Genomic DNA, 17,107 nt, shown 5'->3' with positions numbered 1-17,107 from the left:
CCAACGATGTAAGAACAGAGTGACCCACGTCACCCGCACCCTGTCGACCGTGGAGCGCCGATGCGCAAGCTGCTGTCCGGGCTGACCGGACTCCTCGTCCTGAGCACCCTCGTGCCGGCCGTCCCGGCGGCCGCCTCCGCCGCCGTCTGGCAGCCGAAACCCGCGCCGCTGACCACTCCGTGGACCGGCCAGGTGTCCCCGACCAACGCGCTGCCGGAGTACCCGAGACCGCAGCTGGTGCGGACCGACTGGCTCAACCTCAACGGCGTCTGGGAGTTCGCCGGCGCCCCGGACCTCGACACGCCGCCGATCGGCCGGACGCTCCCCGAAGGTGTGCTGGTGCCTTACCCGATCGAGTCGGCCCTCTCGGGGATCAAGCGGCACGAGGACCACATGTACTACCGCCGCACGTTCACCAGCCCGGCCGGCTGGAACGGCCGCCGGGTGAAGCTGAACTTCGGCGCGGTCACCTGGGAGACCAGGGTCTGGGTCAACGGCACCCGCGTCGGCACGCACACCGGCGGCTTCGACGCGTTCTCGTTCGACGTCACCGACGCCCTGCGCGCCGGCGCCAACGAGGTCGTCGTCGGCGTGCGGTCCACCGTCGACGGCGGCTCCTACCCCATCGGCAAGCAGCGGCGCGACCCCGGCGGCATCTTCTACACCGCGGCATCCGGCATCTGGCAGACGGTGTGGCTGGAACCGGTCGCCGCCGACCACATCACCCGACTGGACACGACACCGGACGTCCCCGCCGGTGTCCTCGACCTGGTCGTGCAGGGCACGGCCGGGCGGCAGGTGCGCGCGGAGGTGCTGACCGGCGGTCGGGTCGTCGGTACGGCCAGTGGCACGACCGGCGCGCACCTGCGGGTCCCCGTCCCGAACGCCCGGCTGTGGTCCCCGGACGACCCGTTCCTCTACGACCTGCGGGTCACCCTCGGGACCGACGTCGTCACCGGCTACTTCGGCATGCGGTCGCTCGGCAAGGCGGTGGTCGGCGGCGTGACGAGGCCGCTGCTCAACGGCCGGTTCGTCTTCCAGCTGGGCACCCTCGACCAGGGCTACTGGCCCGACGGCATCTACACCGCGCCCACCGACGCCGCCCTGCGCTTCGACCTGGAGCGGCAGAAGGCGCTCGGTTTCAACATGGTGCGCAAGCACATCAAGGTCGAACCGGCCCGCTGGTTCTACCACGCCGACCGGCTCGGGCTGATGGTCTGGCAGGACATGCCGTCGCTCGACGCCGTGGACGAGGTGCCGAACGGGCGCGCCCACTTCGAGTCCGAGCTGCGGCGCGTCCTCGACCAGCTCAAGGGCATCACCTCGATCGTGCAGTGGGTGCCGTTCAACGAGGGCTGGGGCGAGTACGACGCCGGCCGCATCGTGGACCTCGTCCGGTCGATCGACGACACCCGGCTGGTCAACCACAACTCCGGCTCGAACTGCTGCGTCTCGGACCCCGACCCGGGCAACGGCGACGTCATCGACGACCACGCCTACCAGATGTCGTCGGCCACGCGGCAGCCCGACGCGAACCGGATCGCCGTGCTCGGCGAGTTCGGCGGCCTCGGGCGCCGCGTCGCCGGCCACGAGTGGCAGCCCGGCGCGGGCTTCGCCTACGGCGACCTGTTTCCCGACGAGACGTCGCTGACCACCCGGTACGTGGAGATCACCAAGGAGGTCGGCCGGTTCGTGCACACCCGCGGCCTGTCCGCGTCGGTCTACACCGAGCCCTACGACGTGGAGAACGAGGTCAACGGGTTCTACACCTACGACCGGCAGGTGCTGAAGGTGACCGAGGCGCGGGTGCGCGAGGTCAACCAGCGGGTCCTGGCCCTCGCCGACGGCACCGAGGTCGGTCGCGGCGAGGCGGTCTCGCTGCGCGTCACCACGCCCGGCTACACCGACCGGCACCTGCGGCACCGGGCCGGTCTGGCCCGCACCGACGTGATCGGCGACGACACCGGCCGCCTGGACGCCACGTTCCGGGTCCGACCGGGCCTGGCCGACGCGGCGTGCCTGTCGTTCGAGTCGCGCAACTTCCCGGGCAGCTTCCTGCGGCACTCCGGGTACCGCGTGCGCTCCGACGCCGACGACGGCACGGCGGGCTTCGCGGGCGACGCGACGTTCTGCGCGCGGTCCGGTCGGGGCGGCACGGCGCTGGAGTCGCGCAACCTGCCCGGCCACTTCGTCCGCCACTACTCCGAAGGGGTGTACCTGGCCCGTTCCGGCGGCCCGAACCCGTGGGACACCGCCGCGAGCTTCGCGGCGGACACCACGTGGGCGGCGGTCGTCCCGCTGTGGCGCAGCGGCGCCGACCTGCCGCTGGACCAGGCGCGGTCGTTCCGCGTCACCACGGCCGGCTTCACCGACCGCTACCTGCGGCACCAGGCCGGCGTCGCGCGCACCGACGTGGTGAACGCCGGGAGCGCGGCGCTGCTCAAGGGCGACGCGACGTTCGTGGTGCGGCGCGGCCTGGCCGACCCGTCGTGCTACTCGTTCGAGTCGCGCAACGTGCCCGGCCAGTACCTGCGGCACCAGGCGTTCCGGGTGCGGATCTCGCCGAGCGAGAACACCGACCTGTACCGGCGGGACGCGACGTTCTGCGCCCAGCCGGGCAACGGCGGCGTGAAGCTCCAGTCGGTCAACGAGCTGGGCGCCTCCGTGCGGCACCACGCGGCGGAGGTGTGGGTCGCGGTCGACGGCGGCGCCCACGCCTACGACACCCCGTCCTCCTACGACGCGGACACCACCTGGGCCGTCACCGCGCCCTGGGCGCCGTAGCAGTCCACAATGGACCCACGCGGTGGTGCTGCTACCGTGTGGGTCCATGAAGGGCCTCGCCGTGCTGGGCACGGTGCTGATCTCGCTGCTCGCGCCGACCGTGATGGTGTACGGCCTGGTGGCCTTCACCCCGACCAGCTGCCCACCCGCCACCACCTGCGCCGCCGGGCAGTGGGCGATGGTCGTGTCGGCGGGCGGCTCCGCCCTGGTCTGGGCGGTCGCCGTCGTCGGCACCTGGGCGGGCGCCCGAGGGCGTCCGCGCGCTTGGGCGCCCTACGTCGGGATGACGTTCGTCTGCGCCCTGCTCCCGCTGTCCGGCACGATCGCCGGGTAGCGGGACGGGGCGACCGGCGAGGTCGCGCCCCGTGACCGCGACGCCGCTCGACGCCGCGGTCACGGCGGGCGGTCACACCGGGATCATGGCCGAGAACAGCAGCAGGTTCGGCGAGCCGACGCCCGGGTTGACGACCACGCCGGGCGTGGCGTTGGCGACCAGCGCCGCCGCCACCTGGACGGCCGAGTCGGCCGGGAAGCGGTGCCGCCACAGCGCCGCCACGCCCGCCGCGTGCGCGGACGCCGTCGAGCCGCTGATGGTCGAGTAGGCGTTGTCCGCCGTGCCCCACGCCGACGTGATGTTCACACCCGGCGCCCACAGGTCGATGCACGGGCCGAAGTTGGAGAAGCTCGCCTTGTTGTCGTTGGCGTCCGTCGCGCCGACCGTGGTGGCCAGGGGCGTCGAGCCGGGGGAGTAGTCGCAGGCGTTGGCGTTCGACGCGCCGGACACCACCGAGTGGTGCACGTTCGCGTTGATGGAGTTGGTGATGGCGTTGTTGAGCGCCAGGTTCGTCGTGCTGCCCAGGGTGATGAGCGCGACCGCCCGCCGACCGCTCGCCGCCGCGTTCTGGGTCAACCAGTCGATGCCCGCGACGACCTGCGAGAACGCGCCGGAGCCCTGGCAGTTGAGCACCCGCACGGACACCAGCGTCACGTCCTTGGCCACGCCGGTCGTCTCGCCGCCGACGGTGCCCGCCATGTGCGTGCCGTGGCCGTTGCAGTCGTTGCCGGGCGGGGTGACGCCGCCGATCGCGTCGTAGCCGGGGACGGCCCGGCCCTCGAACTCCTGGTGCGTGTACCGGATGCCGGTCCCGACGACGTAGGCACGCACCCCGCTCGCCGTGTTGGGGTGGAAGTACTTCGAGTCCAGCGGCAGGGAGCGCTGGTCGATCCGGTCGAGGCCCCAGGAGGGCGGGGACGGCTGGAGGCCGAGCGCCTGCGCCGACGGGCCGGGCGGGGCCGCCGGGGTGGCGGTGTCGCCCTCGGGCAGGCGGACCACGAGGTCCTGCGCCACGTACGCCACGCGCGGGTCGGCCGCGAGCCGGCGGGCGGTGGTCGCGTCGGTGCGCACGGCGAACCCGTCGAGGGCCGCGGTGTAGGTGTGCGTGACGCCTCGGACGCCCCTCACGGCCGACCGGGCCGAGGCCGCGTCGACGCCGTCCTCGAGCACCACGATGTAGCTGCCGGCCACGGCGTCGGGGTGTCCGCTGTAGAGCACCGCACCCTCGGGCGCGGCGTGCGCGGGCGCGGCGACCAGCCCGGCTAAGAGTGACGCGGCCACCGCCGCGTGCCTGATCCTCATGGTTCCTCCAGCGTGCAGGGAGTCGGCCCGGTGCCGACGTCGGAGTCCTTGAACAACAGCACGTGGCGGCGACCACCGACAGGGCCGATCAGAGTTCAACGGCACGCCGCGCGGGGGTGGTCCTTCAGCCGTCGGTGTGGGCGGTGCTGCATCCGGTCGTCGTCGCCAGGGCGAACGGGTGAACGATGGACTCGACGGGTTCCGCGTGCACCGGGTGGCGCAGGGCGCGTGGGAGGACGTCCGCTGGTGACCGCGGGCGGCGCGCGTCCGGGTTCAGTGGTCGGTGGTGTGGCTCTCGACGACCCAGAGGGTGCCGCCGGAGGGCGAGGAGGACTTCGGCGCGGTGTACGGGTTCCACCGGACGACGATGGCCGGTGAGCCGCCGCCGTCCTGCTCGGCCCGGACGACCGCGACGACCGTGCTGCCGAACTGGACGAAGCCCGGCTCGGTGCAGGTGCGGCCCGGCGGGTTGGCGTTGCCGATGATCCTGCGGGAACCGGACACCAGCAGCCGCGGGTCGAGCGTGGCCCGCCAGGTCGCCCGGATGAAGTGCGCGCCGCCCCCGGTACCGGTCGTGTGGACCTGGTCCACCTGCGTGCCGCTGTCCGCCGGCGCCGACGCGCTGCCGTGGCTGTCGATGCCGGTGGTGATGTCCGGCGAGGTGAGCTGGACCGGGTCGGTGAAGCGTGTCCACCCCGGCTTCCACACCGAGGGTGATCGAGGCGACCATGCTCACGGTCGCCAGGGCCGGTGCGGCGCCGACGCCGGCCGCGGTGATGCCCGCCGCGGTGATGGCCGCCGCGCTCATGAGCACGAGGACCGCCGGTAACCGCCGGTTCTCGGACGTTCGCGTGCCGAACACGCGGACCCCCGCGCAGGTTCTCCCCTGCGACGATGATGGTGTCGCCGCGCTCTCGGGGGAAGTGTCCGCGGCGGGGACGACCCGCTTGCCCGCGAACCCGTCTCCTCCCCACCCTCCGGCGGCAGGACCTGCCCGGTCAGGTCAGCAGCAGGACCAGGCGCGCGATGCCGACGAGCAGCGCGGCGACCAGCACGCCGACCGTGACGATCAGCCAGCGCACGGCGCGGCGGACCAGGGCGAACTTCCGCGCGGCGATGCCCGCGATGGTCTGCACGTCGGCGGCGGTGTCCTCGGCTTCGCGGTCGAGGGCCTCGTCGTAGGCGGTGATCAACGTCGAGGGGGTCTTGCCGAGGGAGTGGGGCCAGGAACCGGGGCGACGGTCCGTCAGGTCGGCCGGGTCGAGCCCCCGGGGCAGGGCGACGCGCACCGCGCAGATCAGCGAGTAGGCGCCGGGCAGCCCGGCCAGGCATACCACCAGCAGTTCCAGGCGGGGCAGGTCCGCGGCGATCTGCGAGACCAGCCCGGCCAGCAGCGCCAGCCCGATCACGATCAGGGCGGCCAGGCCGTCACCGCGCCAGAGGTCCTCGCGGCCGCTCGCGTGCACGCGTTGCAGCCAGGACAGCAACCGGGGTGACCGGTCGGCGGCGCGGTCGCCTCCCGCGCGGGCGCGTGGTGGGGCGGTGGGAGGAGCGGTGGGAACAGGGCTGGGGGCGGAGCGCCCCCTGGGGCCCTGTCGGGTGTCGGTCACGAACCCAAAATATCGGGTCCGGCCCGGCTGCCCGCGGGTTCGGTCCGGTTGCTTCGGGATGACGCTCCGTCACCGCGCGCCGTCCGTCGCGGTCCGGGGTGCGCCGTGCCCGAATCCGGGCACGGCATTTGGTCAGGTGGGGCGGCGGTCGTCATGCTGGGTCCGTGGAGGACGGTCGCCGGCCCGACGAGCGGTGGGAACAGCCCCACACGGGAGTGCCGGAGGAGCTGCTGAGGCACGTGGTCCGCACGACCGGCCTGCCGCCCGCCCTGGCGCGGCGGGTCGTGTCCGACGTCATGGGCTACTTCGTGGAGACGGCGGAGGAGTACGTGCTGCGCAGGCACGCCGAACTCCGCCGCGACGGGGTGGCCAACGCGAGGATCTGGGCGTTGTTGCGCGAGGAGTTGGACGTGCGGCCGGTGGCCGCGCCGCCGCTGTCCGAGCGCCAGCTGCGCCGGATCGTCTACGGGTAGAGGGGATGGCTGCGATGTGCGGGATCGTCGGGTACGTGGGGCCGCGGGACGCGGTGCCCGTGCTGCTGGAGGGGCTGCACCGGCTGGAGTACCGGGGGTACGACTCGGCGGGCATCGCCGTCGCGGGCGAGGAGCTCCAGGTCGTCAAGACCGCCGGTCGCGTCGGCGACCTGCGGCGGGCCGTGCCCGAGGGGACCGGCGGCCCGGTGGGCATCGCGCACACCCGGTGGGCCACGCACGGCGAGCCCAGCGACCGCAACGCCCACCCGCACGTGGACTCCGACCGGCGCGTCGCGATCGTCCACAACGGCGTGTTCGAGAACTCCGACCGGCTGCGCAACCGCTTGCGCGCCGAAGGCGTGGAGCTGGCCTCGGACACCGACAGCGAGGTGCTGGCACACCTGGTCGCGCGCAGTTCCGCCGACACCCTCGAAGACGCCGTGCGCGAGGCGCTGTCCCGGGTGGAGGGCACGTACGGGGTGATCGTGATGGACGTCGCCCGGCCCGGTGAGCTGGTCGCCGCGCGGCGCGGCAGCCCCGTCGTCCTCGGCGTCGGCGAGCAGGAGATGCTGATCGCCTCGGACGTCACCGCCCTGGTCCGCTTCACCCAGCAGGTGATCTACCTCGACGACGACGAGATCGCCACGGTCACCGCCGACGGCTACCGCACGTCCACGATGGACGCCCGTTCCACCACCCGCACGCCCACCGCGATCGACGTGCCGACCGCCGAGTACGAGCTGGGCGAGCACCCGGACTTCATGTACAAGGAGATGCGGGAGCAGCCCGACGCGGTGGACCGCTGCCTGCGCGGCCGGCTGGACCACCGGTTCTCGTCCGCCCGCCTGGACGGCGTCGGCCTGACCCCGCAGGACTACCAGCGCATCCGCCGGGTCAAGCTGCTCGGCTGCGGTTCGGCGTACTACGCGGGCCAGGTCGGGGCGCAGCTGGTCGAGGAGCTGGCGCGCATCCCCGCCGACGCCGAGCCCGCGTCCGAGTTCCGCTACCGCAACCCCGTCGTGGACCCCGACACGCTGTACGTCGCCATCAGCCAGTCGGGGGAGACCCTGGACACGCTGGCCGCCGTGCAGGAGCTCAAGCGCAAGGGCGGTCACGTCATCGGCGTGGTCAACGCGGTCGGCAGCACCATCGCCCGCGAGTGCGGGCACGGGATCTTCCTGCACGCCGGGCCCGAGGTGTCGGTGGCGGCGACGAAGTCGTTCACCACGATGGCGGTCGCGCTGGCGATGCTCGCGCTCGACCTCGGCCGGGTGCGCGACCTGTCCATCACCGAGGGACGCCGGCTCGTCACCGGGTTGGGCGAACTCCCGCACACGATCGCGCAGATCTTGGCGACGGAGAACGACATCGCCGAGGTGGCCCGCAGGTACGCCGGCGCCGAGCACATGTTCTTCGTCGGCCGGGTCCGGGGCTGGCCGGTGGCGCGTGAGGGCGCGCAGAAGCTCAAGGAGATCTCCTACGTGCACGCCGAGGCGTACCAGGCGTCCGAGCTCAAGCACGGCCCGCTGGCGTTGATCAACCCGGACATGCCGACCGTCGTGCTGGTGCCCGACGACGAGTTGCTGCCGAAGAACGTCGCCACGATCGAGGAGATCAAGGCACGCGGCGGGCCGGTCATCGCGGTCACCGACGCCGACCTGCCGCCCGGCCTGGCCACCGACGTGATCCGGGTGCCCCGCGCGCACGACGCGTTGAGCCCCATCACCCTGTCGGTCCCGCTCCAGCTGTTCGCCTACCACCTGGCCCGCTCGCTGGGCCGCGACGTGGACCGCCCGCGCAACCTGGCCAAGAGCGTGACCGTCGAATGACCGCGAGTCGTAAGCCCGACCCGGGCGAGTCGTAACCCCAGCCCTCGCGAGTCCAACGTCCAGGACCCCTGTGTTCTTCACGCGCGAGTGAAGAACACAGGGGTCCTGGACGTACGACTCGCGGGTCCCGGATGTACGACTCGCGGGTCCTGGATGTACGACTCGCGGGGGCTGGATGTACGACTCGCGGGGGGGTGGGGATCGCCTTATCGTTCGGCCGGGAGGTCCACTGTGGTCGAACGGGGCGAGGTCGGGCACGGGGCGCGGAACGCCGTCGTCGCGGTGATCATGCTGGGGATGCTGCTCGCCGCCCTCGACCAGACGATCGTGGCGACCGCGCTGCCCACGATCGTGAGCGACCTCGGCGGTGGCGGGCACCTGTCCTGGGTGGTCACGTCCTACCTGCTCGCCGAGACGATCATGACGGCGCTGATCGGCAAGTTCGGCGACCTGTTCGGCCGCAAGAAGGCGTTCCTGTCGAGCGTCGTGCTGTTCATGGCCGGCTCGTTCCTGTGCGGCTGGGCCGACTCGATGACGTGGCTCATCCTCGCCCGCGCCGTGCAGGGCCTGGGCGCGGGCGGCCTGATGGTGACCTCGGCGGCGGTCATCGCGGACGTCGTGCCGCTGTCCGAGCGCGGCAAGTACCAGGGGTTCATCGGCGCCGTGTTCGGCGTGGCCACGGTCGTCGGCCCGCTGCTGGGCGGCCTGTTCGTGGACCACCTGTCGTGGCGGTGGGCGTTCTACGTGAACCTGCCGCTGGGCGTGGTCGTGCTCGCGGTGGGCGCGTTCGCGCTGCCGGGGGTGCGGGCCGGGGCGAAGCCGCGCATCGACTACGCCGGCATCCTGCTCATCGGCCTGGCCGCCACCGGCCTCACGCTCGTCACGTCGTGGGGCGGCGTGGAGTACCCGTGGGCCTCGCCGACGATCCTGTGGATGGCCGCGGGCTCGCTGGTCGCGCTGGCGCTGTTCGTCCTCGTGGAGAACCGCGCCGCGGAACCCGTGCTGCCGATGCGCCTGTTCCGCAACCGCACGTTCACCGTGTGCGTGGTGCTCAGCTTCGTCGTCGGGTTCGCGATGCTCGGCGGCGTCACGTTCCTGCCGACCTACCTCCAGTACGTGCACGGCGCGTCCGCCACCCAGTCCGGCCTGGAGATGCTGCCGCTGGTCGTCGGCCTGCTGTTCGCCTCGGTCACCACCGGCACGGTCATCTCCAAGACCGGGCGCTACCGCGTCTTCCCGCTGGTCGGCAGCGTCATGATGGTCGCCGGCCTGCTGCTGCTGGCCCAGCTCACGCCCTCGACGTCGTTCTGGCAGGCGTCGGTGTTCATGCTCGTGCTCGGCCTGGGCGTGGGCATGTGCATGCCGGTGACGATGGTCGTCGTGCAGAGCACCACCAGCTACGAGGACCTGGGCGTGGCCACGTCCGGCGTGAGCTTCCTGCGCACGCTGGGCAGCTCGTTCGGCGTCGCCGTCTTCGGCACGGTGTACGCCTCGAACCTGCCGGGCAACCTGGCCGCCGCGATACCGCCGGGCGTGGACCCGCGCGCCGCGTCGGACGTGCAGGCCCTGCACGCCCTGCCCGACGTGCTGAAGGCGCCGATCGTGCAGGCGTACAGCGACACCCTGCACACCGTGTTCCTGTCCGCGGCGCCGGTCGCGGCCGTCGCGTTCGTCGTCGCGCTGTTCCTGCGCGAGGTACCCCTGCGCGACACCGCGCGGGCCTCCGCGACCGCCGTGGGCGACAACTTCGCCGAACCGCGCACGTGGGACTCCGGGCACGAGCTGGACAAGCTGGTCGCCCTCGTCGTCAGCCGCGAGCGCCGCGACCCGACCCCGGACGTCCTCGCGTCCTCCGGGGTGCCCCTCACGCACGCCCAGGCGTGGCTGATGGTCCGGGTGTTCCGGCAGAGCGTCGCGCACGGGGCCGCCACGCTCGACCGCCTCGCCGCCGACACCCGCGTCCCACCGGGCGTCTTCGAACCGGTCGCCCGCCAGCTCCAGACCCGCGGCTACCTGATCGAGACCGCCGACCAGTACCGCTTCACGTCCGCCGGCACCGCCGTGTTCGCCGAGCTGGTGGCCTCCTGGCGCCGCTGGCTGCTGTCCAGGCTCGCCGACTGGAACTGCGACGACCCGGAGTTCGCCGCCGCCGTCGACCGGGTGGCCGCCGAGCTGTCCACGACCGGCCGCGCGCTGGCCACCGGGCGCCACGCGGCGCCCGTCTAGGCGCCGGGCCGGCGGTCCGCCATCAGGCTGTCCAGCTCGGCCATCGCCGTGGAGCCCTCGGCGAACATGCGGGCGCACTCGACCAGCCGCTCCACCCCGTTCGGGTAGTCCTGACTGGTCAGCAGGATGCTCATCACGTCGGGACGGTTGGCCGGATGGCGGCCGATCGCGCCCGCGAACGGCAGGAACGTCAGCAGCAGGTCGCGTTCCGCGGGCGTCCGGAAGCCGGGTGTGCCCAGCAGCACGTCCACGATGCGGCTCATCTCCGCGAGGCCGAGCCGGTCGGGGCCGGGGGGACGACGACCGGTGGGCGCGGGGCGGGTGTCGACGGGGCCGGCGGAGCCGTTGCCGAGCGTGCGGCCGTCCACCAGGCGGAGCCAGACGTGGGTGTCGACCTCCTTGACCCGGACCCCCACCCGCTCGAAATCACCCGGTCGGGCGGCCGGGTCGTGGCGGACGACGGAGCGGTAGAACTCGTCGGACACGACCAGCGCCAGCGTGGCGCTGGGGTCGGCGCGCAGGGCCAGCTTGGCGGCCGGCGCGTCGAGGATGCGGTAGGTGAAGATCATCTCCTCGCTGGTCCGGCCGCGGTCGTCGTAGTGCACCTCGCCCGCGTGGACGGCCAACCGCATCCGCAGCCGCGCGCCGTCCGCGTGGACGTGGTTGTGCCTGCGCAATGCGGCGGCGAGGCGTTCCGGCAGCCGCTCGACCAGGTGGTTCTTGGGCACGTCGGCGGGCAGCAGCACCAGCACGGCGTCGCCCGCGTCGTCGACCGACTCGTCGTCCCACGGCAGGCCGCACTCGGCGAACGCCGTCATCAGCACCCGGTACATGCCCTCGCGCGCCGCGCCGCGGTGCGGCGACGTGCGCGTCGGGTCGCCGTAGCCCTCGACGTCCACGACCACGAACGACCGGTGGAGCGCGTCCGACCCCATGTGACCTCCCCGTCATGGTTGTAGCCCAGCGCGGGGCCGGTCGGGCAGTCGTGCCACTCGGAAAGAGCAACGCGCCGGTAGCGTTGTGCCCCCGGGCGATCGGGGTACGGAGTGGGTGTGGACGGGTACGGATTCACCATCGCGCTGGTCGCGGTCCTGGTGCTGCTCAACGCGCTGTTCTCGGGTTCGGAGATGGCGCTGATCTCGCTGCGGGAGGGGCAGCTGCGGGCACTGGAGCGCGAGGGCGGGAAGTCGGGGCACACGCTCGTGCGGCTGGCCCGCGACCCCAACCGGTTCCTCGCGACCATCCAGATCGGCATCACGCTCGCCGGGTTCCTGGCCTCGGCGACCGCCGCCGTGTCGCTGGCCCGGCCGATCACGCCGCTGCTGTCGTTCCTCGGCACCGCGGCGAACGCGGTGGCGATCGCGCTGGTCACGATCGTGCTGACGTTCCTCACCCTGGTGTTCGGCGAACTGGCCCCCAAGCGGCTGGCCATGCAGTACGCCCTGCGCTGGGCGCTGCTGGTGGCCCGGCCGCTGGACTTCCTCTCGACCGTCTCGCGGCCGGTGGTGTGGGCGCTGAGCGCGTCCACGAACGTCGTGGTGCGCGTGCTCGGCGGCAAGCCCGACGCCGAGTCCGAGCAGATGTCGCAGGAGGAGCTGCGGGAGCTGGTGTCGGCGCAGCGCGGCCTGAACGCCGAACAGCGCATGATCATCAACGGTGCGCTGGAGATCGACGAGCGGCGGCTGCGCGAGGTGCTCGTGCCGCGCCGCGCGGTGGTCACCCTGGACGCCGGGTGGGACGTGCCGACGGCGCGGGCAGAGCTGGTCGGCACCGGCCACTCGCGGGCACCCGTCGCGCGCGGCGGGCACCTCGACGACGTGGTGGGCCTGGTGCACCTGCGCGACCTGCTCGACGACGGCGCGACGCTGGTCGACCTGGCCCGCACGCCCCTGGTGTTCCCCGACTCGGTCAAGGTCTCCGACGCGCTGCGCCGCTTCAAGGCCGAGCGGGAGCAGATGGCGCTGGTCGTGGACGAGCACGGCGCCGTCGACGGCATCGTCACGCTGGAGGACCTGCTGGAGGAGATCGTCGGCGAGATCCTCGACGAGACCGACCGCGACGTGATGGCGGTGCGCAACGGCGCGGACGGGTCGATGGTGCTGCCCGGCACGTTCCCCGTGCACGACCTGGTCGACCTGGGCGTGGAGCTGCCCGACGCGCCGGAGGGCGACTACGCCACGATCGCGGGCCTGGTGCTGGTGCTGCTCGGCCGCATCCCGGAGCGGCCCGGCGACCGGGTCGCCGTGTCGAACTGGGGCATCGAGGTGCTCGGCGTGGAGCACCACGCGATCACCCAGGTGCGGCTGCGCAGGCAGCAGCGGTGACGGGGCCCGCCCACCGGGGCGGGCCCTCGCCGCGCCGGCGGACCGGCCGGAACGGGGATCGTGACCGGTCCGGGTGGAGTCCGCACTAGCGACCGGCGGCGGCCACCCAGGCCTCCAGGCCGGCCACGTCGGCCGGCAGCGCCCCGGACAGCAGCCGGTGACCCTCCTCCACCACCACGACGTTCTCCTCCAGCCGCACGCCGATGCCGCGCAGCTCCGGCGGCACGGTCTCGTCGTTCGGGTGGAAGTACAGGCCCGGCTCCACGGCCAGCGCCATGCCGACCTCCAGCTCGCCGTCGTGGTACGCCTCGGCGCGCGAGTTGGCGCAGTCGTGCACGTCCAGGCCGATGAAGTGGCCGACGCCGCACGCGATGTAGCGGCGGTGGTGCTGGCCGTCGGGGTCGAGCGCCTCGTCCACCGACACCGGCAGCAGGCCCCAGTCGTGCAGGCCCTCGGCGAGCACCCGCATGGCCTCGCGGTGGAACTCCCGGTACTCCGCGCCCGGCCTGACCACGGCCAGGGCCGCCGCCGACGCCCGCTCGACCAGCTCGTGCACCTGCCGCTGGGCCGGGCTGAACGCGCCGGACACGGGCAGCGTGCGGGTGATGTCGGCGGTGTAGAGGGTGTCCAGCTCCACGCCCGCGTCGAGCAGCAGCACGGCGTCCTCGGGCACGGGGCCGTCGTTGCGCACCCAGTGCAGCACCGGCGCGTGCGGGCCGGCGGCCACGATCGAGGAGTAGCCGGGGCCGTTGCCCGCGGTGCGGGCGCGCCGGTCGAACGTGCCCTGCAACCAGCGCTCGCCGCCGCCCTTCACCGCCGCCTGGAGCTCGGCGGCGACGTCGGCGAAGCCCAGCACGGTGGCGTCCACCGCCGCCTGGAGCTGGCCGACCTCCCAGTCGTCCTTGATCCGGCGCAGCTCGGCCAGCGTCGTGCGCAGCCCGGCGGTGTGGTCGGCGCCCGCGAGCGCGTCCAGCAGCGGGTCCACGCCCGCGGTCGCGTGCACGGCGGGCAGCCTGCCGCGCAGCGCCGACGGTAGCTCGTGCAGCGGGCGGCAGCGCACCCCGAGGGCCTCGGTCCACTCGGCCAGGCCGGGCACCGGGCCGATCCACAGCTCGCCGTCGCGGGCGTTGGCGAAGAAGTCCGGCTCCTCCGGACCGGCCGGCGGGCGCAGGAACAGCTCCGCCTCGTGGCCCCCGTCCACGGGGTGCATCACCAGCACGGCCCCCTCGGCGGAGCAGCCGGTCAACCACGAGAAGTCGCTGTCGGGCCGGAAGCCGAAGTCGGTGTCGTTGGACCGCACCGGCGCCCAGCCGGCGGCCACGGCGACGCGCGCGCCGGGCAGGGCGGCGCTGAGCCGGGCGCGGTGCGCGGCGGCGGCCTCGGCGGCGCCGGGCGCGACCCGCGCGGCGCGGTCGGCGGGGCCCCAGCCGTGCTGGACGAACTGCCGGAACCCGGAGGCGTCGACGAGCTTGCTCGGGTCGCGGCGGGCGGGTTTGGTCACCGTGGGCAGCCTTTCGGGTCGTGGGTCGCGGCCGGTCGCGATCGGCGGCCGGCCGCTTCCCAGGATGCCCCTCGGGGCCCCGTGCTGCCCCGGCCGGGTGCCCGATCGCCGAAACGGCCTCCCCGCGGCGGCCGATCCGGTAGGCATCGGGGACCAACCGGTCGCGGAAGGTGATCGCATGCGTGCTGAGGACGTGGTCGAGCTGCGGGTGCACGGCGTGTCCGGCACCCCACCGGAGCACGTGCTGGGCGACCCGTTCCCCACGGCGGTGGCGGGCGACGACGTGGCGCGCTTCCTGCGCGCCGCGAAACCCGCCCGCACCCTGCCCGGGGAGCACCCCGTGCGGGAACGGCTGGTCGAGGCGTTCCACTGGGGCCGGTTCACCGCCGGCGGGGCGAGCCGCGCGCTGTGGCTGCTGCTCGTCCCGTTCGCGATCCTCAACCTGGCCCGGTACGCGCTGCTCGGGCCCGGTCGGTTCGCCGAGGCCGTGCTGCGGCTCCTCGGCCTCGTCCTGACCTGCATGTTCGTCACGACCACCGCGTACGTGTCGCTGGAGCTGCTGGTGCGCCAGTGCGCCGCGACGGCGGCCTGCCGGGCCGCCAACCCGTGGCTCGGCGCGTTCGCCGGGTGGCCGTTCGGGGCGATGCTGCTCGTCGGCATGGTCCCGCCGGTGCTGGTGATCGCCGTGCTGTGGTGGTTCGGCCAGCAGACGTTCCTCTACGAGCCGCGCGGCTCCTACCACCGGTGGGAGACGCACGCGGGCAGCCTCGGCGACTACGCGTTCTGGCACACCTCGCCGCGCACGCCCGTGCTGCGCGACGCGCACGTCGCCGCCGCGTGCGCCGTGGTGGGCGTGCTGTACGCGGGCGCGCTGCGCACCGCCCTGCCCGACGGGGCGCTGTCCTGGTCGGTGATCGGGGTCGGCGGTGTCGTGCTGGCGTGGGCGGTGGCCCGCGTGGCGCTGGCCCCGGACCGGCGGGAGGTGGACTCGCGGGCGCTGAAGTGGGCGTCGGTGGCGTACCTGCTGGTCGCGGCGGGCCTGGCCACCGCGTTCCTGTGGCGGCAGCCGACCGGCGGGACCGGCGCGGTGACGCCGCTGGCCGGGTTCGAGGCGGTGACGAACGTGCTGGCGGTGCTCGCGATGGTGCTGCTGGTGGTGCTGCTCGGGGCGTGCGCGCGGCTGCGGCGCGGCGCGCGCGGTCGCGCCCTGATGGCGGTGGACGCGCGGTTCCGACCCCTGTGGCACGGCTACGGCGCGGTGGTCGTCGCGGCGGTCGCGACGACGGTGGCCGTCGGGTTCAGCGGCGGGTTCGCGTACCGGGTCGTGGAGTGGGTGGGCGATCCGGCGCCCGCCGGGCGGCCCGGTCTGGTGCTGAGCACCAGCTACCTGGTCGGCGCGGGGCTGTGGGGCGTGCTGGCCGTCGCGTTCGCGCTGGTCGTGGTGCCGGTGGCGGCGGCGATGGTGCGGCAGGCGTCGACCGCGCTGCTGCTGGCCGCCGGGTCGCTGGCGGCGGCCGCGGGCGTGGTGCTGCGGTGGGCGCCCGTGCCCGAGTGGGCGTTCTGGGTCTCGCTGACGGCGTCCGGGGTGCTGTACGCGCTCGGCCTGGCGTCGTGGGTGCGGCACCCGGTGGGCGCGGCGGTGCGGGAGAGCCTGCTGGGCGACTACCCGGGCCGCCCGGACCGGCCGGGCCTGGGCAAGGTGGCGCTCGGCCGGCGCGTGGCGTCGGCGAAGTACCGGTACCACTGGCTGCTCGGCGCGCTCGCGCTGCTCGGCGGCGTGCTCGTGGTGGCGGCCGGCGGGATCGCGCTGGCCCGGCTCGCGCACCCCGACTGGCGGGCCGCCCCGCCGCCCGGCCTGGCCGCCTGGCTGTCCAGCCGTCCCGCCGAGGACCTGGGAGCGCTGGGCAGCCTCGTGGTGTCCGGCCTCGTGCTGCTCCTCCTGCTGCTGGGCGTGCGGACGTGGCAGGGCGGGAAGATGCGCACCGTCGTCGGCGTCGTGTGGGACCTGGTCGCGTTCTGGCCGCGCGGGGCGCACCCCATCTGCCCGCCGCCCTACGGCGGGCGCGCCACGATCGAGCTGACCTCCCGTGCCGTGCGGCTGGCCGTGCACCACGACGTGGGCGCGGTCGTGCTGTCCGGGCACAGCCAGGGCAGCGTCGTGTGCTTCGCCGCGCTGTCGCTGCTGCGCCGCGAGGCCGAGCGGCCCGACCCGGCCGACGGCGAGCGGTACGTCCGGCAGGCCGACGCCCGGCGCGCCCTGGACCGGGTCGGGCTCGTCACCTACGGCTCGCAGCTCCAGTGGGCCTACTCGCGGATGTTCCCGCACTACCTCGGGCACGCCCGGCTGGCCGACCTGCACCGGGAGCTGGGGGACCGGTGGTGGAACGTGCACCGGCTCACCGACCCGCTCGGCGGCCCGGTGCAGGTGTGGCCCGAGGGGCCCGAGGAGCCGCTGCGCGCCGGCCCGAAGCTGTGGGGCGTGAAGTGCGGCAACGACGTGCGGCTGCGCGACCCCGAGTTCCTCGACCCCGACCCGGACATGGTGGCCTCGCCGATGCGCGGGCACGGCGACTACTACCGCGACCCGGTGTTCGACGAGGTCGTGGCGCGGGTCGCGCAGGCGGTCTCGGACGCGGAGTTCGCACGGGTCACGGCCGGTCCGTGACGGCGGTCGGCCCGTCCGGCGCCGGGGTGTCCGGCCGGCGCGCGGGTGGCAGCGGGTAC

12 protein-coding genes are annotated in these 17,107 nt (G+C 73.9%); 7 read left to right on the top strand and 5 right to left on the bottom strand.

The window, feature by feature from the left end; translation table 11 throughout:
• Positions 1-60 precede the first annotated feature (60 nt).
• Together CKY47_RS09080 and CKY47_RS09075 are read left to right on the top strand one after the other, a co-directional pair.
• Entirely contained in the window at positions 61-2,784 is a 2,724-nt protein-coding gene (locus tag CKY47_RS09080) for an AbfB domain-containing protein (protein ID WP_306745231.1), read from the top strand.
• Positions 2,785-2,830: 46 nt separating this feature from the next.
• Complete coding sequence (locus CKY47_RS09075) at positions 2,831-3,118, top strand: hypothetical protein (RefSeq protein ID WP_306745230.1); 288 nt, start codon at positions 2,831-2,833, stop codon at positions 3,116-3,118.
• 72 nt (positions 3,119-3,190) lie between these two features.
• Here CKY47_RS09075 and CKY47_RS09070 read toward each other — a convergent pair whose 3' ends face one another.
• The 3 genes from CKY47_RS09070 to CKY47_RS09060 all read right to left on the bottom strand — a co-directional run bounded on the left by CKY47_RS09070 (position 3,191) and on the right by CKY47_RS09060 (position 6,030).
• The gene (locus CKY47_RS09070; protein WP_306745229.1) at positions 3,191-4,420 is read right to left on the bottom strand and encodes a S8 family peptidase; all 1,230 of its coding nucleotides are present in this window, start codon (positions 4,418-4,420) and stop codon (positions 3,191-3,193) included.
• A gap of 273 nt (positions 4,421-4,693) precedes the next feature.
• Positions 4,694-5,128 carry a hypothetical protein gene (locus CKY47_RS09065; protein ID WP_306745228.1) on the bottom strand — a complete coding sequence of 145 codons (435 nt, stop codon included), beginning with the start codon at positions 5,126-5,128 and terminating at the stop codon, positions 4,694-4,696.
• Between the two features lie 290 nt (positions 5,129-5,418).
• Positions 5,419-6,030 carry a Pycsar system effector family protein gene (locus tag CKY47_RS09060; RefSeq protein WP_306745227.1) on the bottom strand — a complete coding sequence of 204 codons (612 nt, stop codon included), beginning with the start codon at positions 6,028-6,030 and terminating at the stop codon, positions 5,419-5,421.
• A gap of 164 nt (positions 6,031-6,194) precedes the next feature.
• On the opposite strand from CKY47_RS09060, the gene CKY47_RS09055 reads away from it, so the two are divergent.
• From CKY47_RS09055 to CKY47_RS09045, 3 genes are all read left to right on the top strand, one after another.
• Positions 6,195-6,503 (top strand): hypothetical protein, encoded by a 309-nt coding sequence (locus CKY47_RS09055; protein WP_371320642.1) that lies wholly within the window; start codon positions 6,195-6,197, stop codon positions 6,501-6,503.
• A 14-nt stretch (positions 6,504-6,517) separates the two neighbouring features.
• Positions 6,518-8,332, top strand: coding sequence for a glutamine--fructose-6-phosphate transaminase (isomerizing) (glmS, locus tag CKY47_RS09050; protein ID WP_306745544.1), 1,815 nt, complete (start codon positions 6,518-6,520; stop codon positions 8,330-8,332).
• A 288-nt stretch (positions 8,333-8,620) separates the two neighbouring features.
• Positions 8,621-10,558: an MDR family MFS transporter gene (locus CKY47_RS09045; RefSeq protein WP_371320649.1), complete on the top strand. Its 1,938-nt coding sequence runs from the start codon at positions 8,621-8,623 to the stop codon at positions 10,556-10,558.
• On the opposite strand, the gene CKY47_RS09040 is transcribed toward CKY47_RS09045, so the two are convergent.
• On the bottom strand, positions 10,555-11,493 hold the full coding sequence (locus CKY47_RS09040) for an effector-associated domain 2-containing protein (RefSeq protein ID WP_306745225.1): 939 nt from the start codon (positions 11,491-11,493) through the stop codon (positions 10,555-10,557). The two genes, CKY47_RS09045 and CKY47_RS09040, sit on opposite strands and share 4 nt — an antisense overlap.
• A 117-nt stretch (positions 11,494-11,610) precedes the next feature.
• Between CKY47_RS09040 and CKY47_RS09035 the strand changes: the two genes are divergently transcribed.
• Positions 11,611-12,882: a hemolysin family protein gene (locus CKY47_RS09035; RefSeq protein ID WP_306745224.1), complete on the top strand. Its 1,272-nt coding sequence runs from the start codon at positions 11,611-11,613 to the stop codon at positions 12,880-12,882.
• Between the two features lie 85 nt (positions 12,883-12,967).
• Here CKY47_RS09035 and CKY47_RS09030 read toward each other — a convergent pair whose 3' ends face one another.
• Positions 12,968-14,383, bottom strand: coding sequence for an aminopeptidase P family protein (locus tag CKY47_RS09030; RefSeq protein ID WP_306745223.1), 1,416 nt, complete (start codon positions 14,381-14,383; stop codon positions 12,968-12,970).
• Positions 14,384-14,561: 178 nt separating this feature from the next.
• On the opposite strand from CKY47_RS09030, the gene CKY47_RS09025 reads away from it, so the two are divergent.
• A complete protein-coding gene (locus CKY47_RS09025; protein ID WP_306745222.1) occupies positions 14,562-17,048 on the top strand; it encodes a hypothetical protein in 2,487 nt (828 codons plus the stop codon).
• Positions 17,049-17,107: the final 59 nt, after the last annotated feature.

The sequence above is a fragment of the Saccharothrix longispora genome, from assembly GCF_030852425.1.
Lineage (GTDB): Bacteria > Actinomycetota > Actinomycetes > Mycobacteriales > Pseudonocardiaceae > Actinosynnema > Actinosynnema longispora.
The sequence above is the reverse complement of the archived record's forward strand: the minus strand, read 5'-3'. Positions and strand labels throughout refer to the sequence as shown.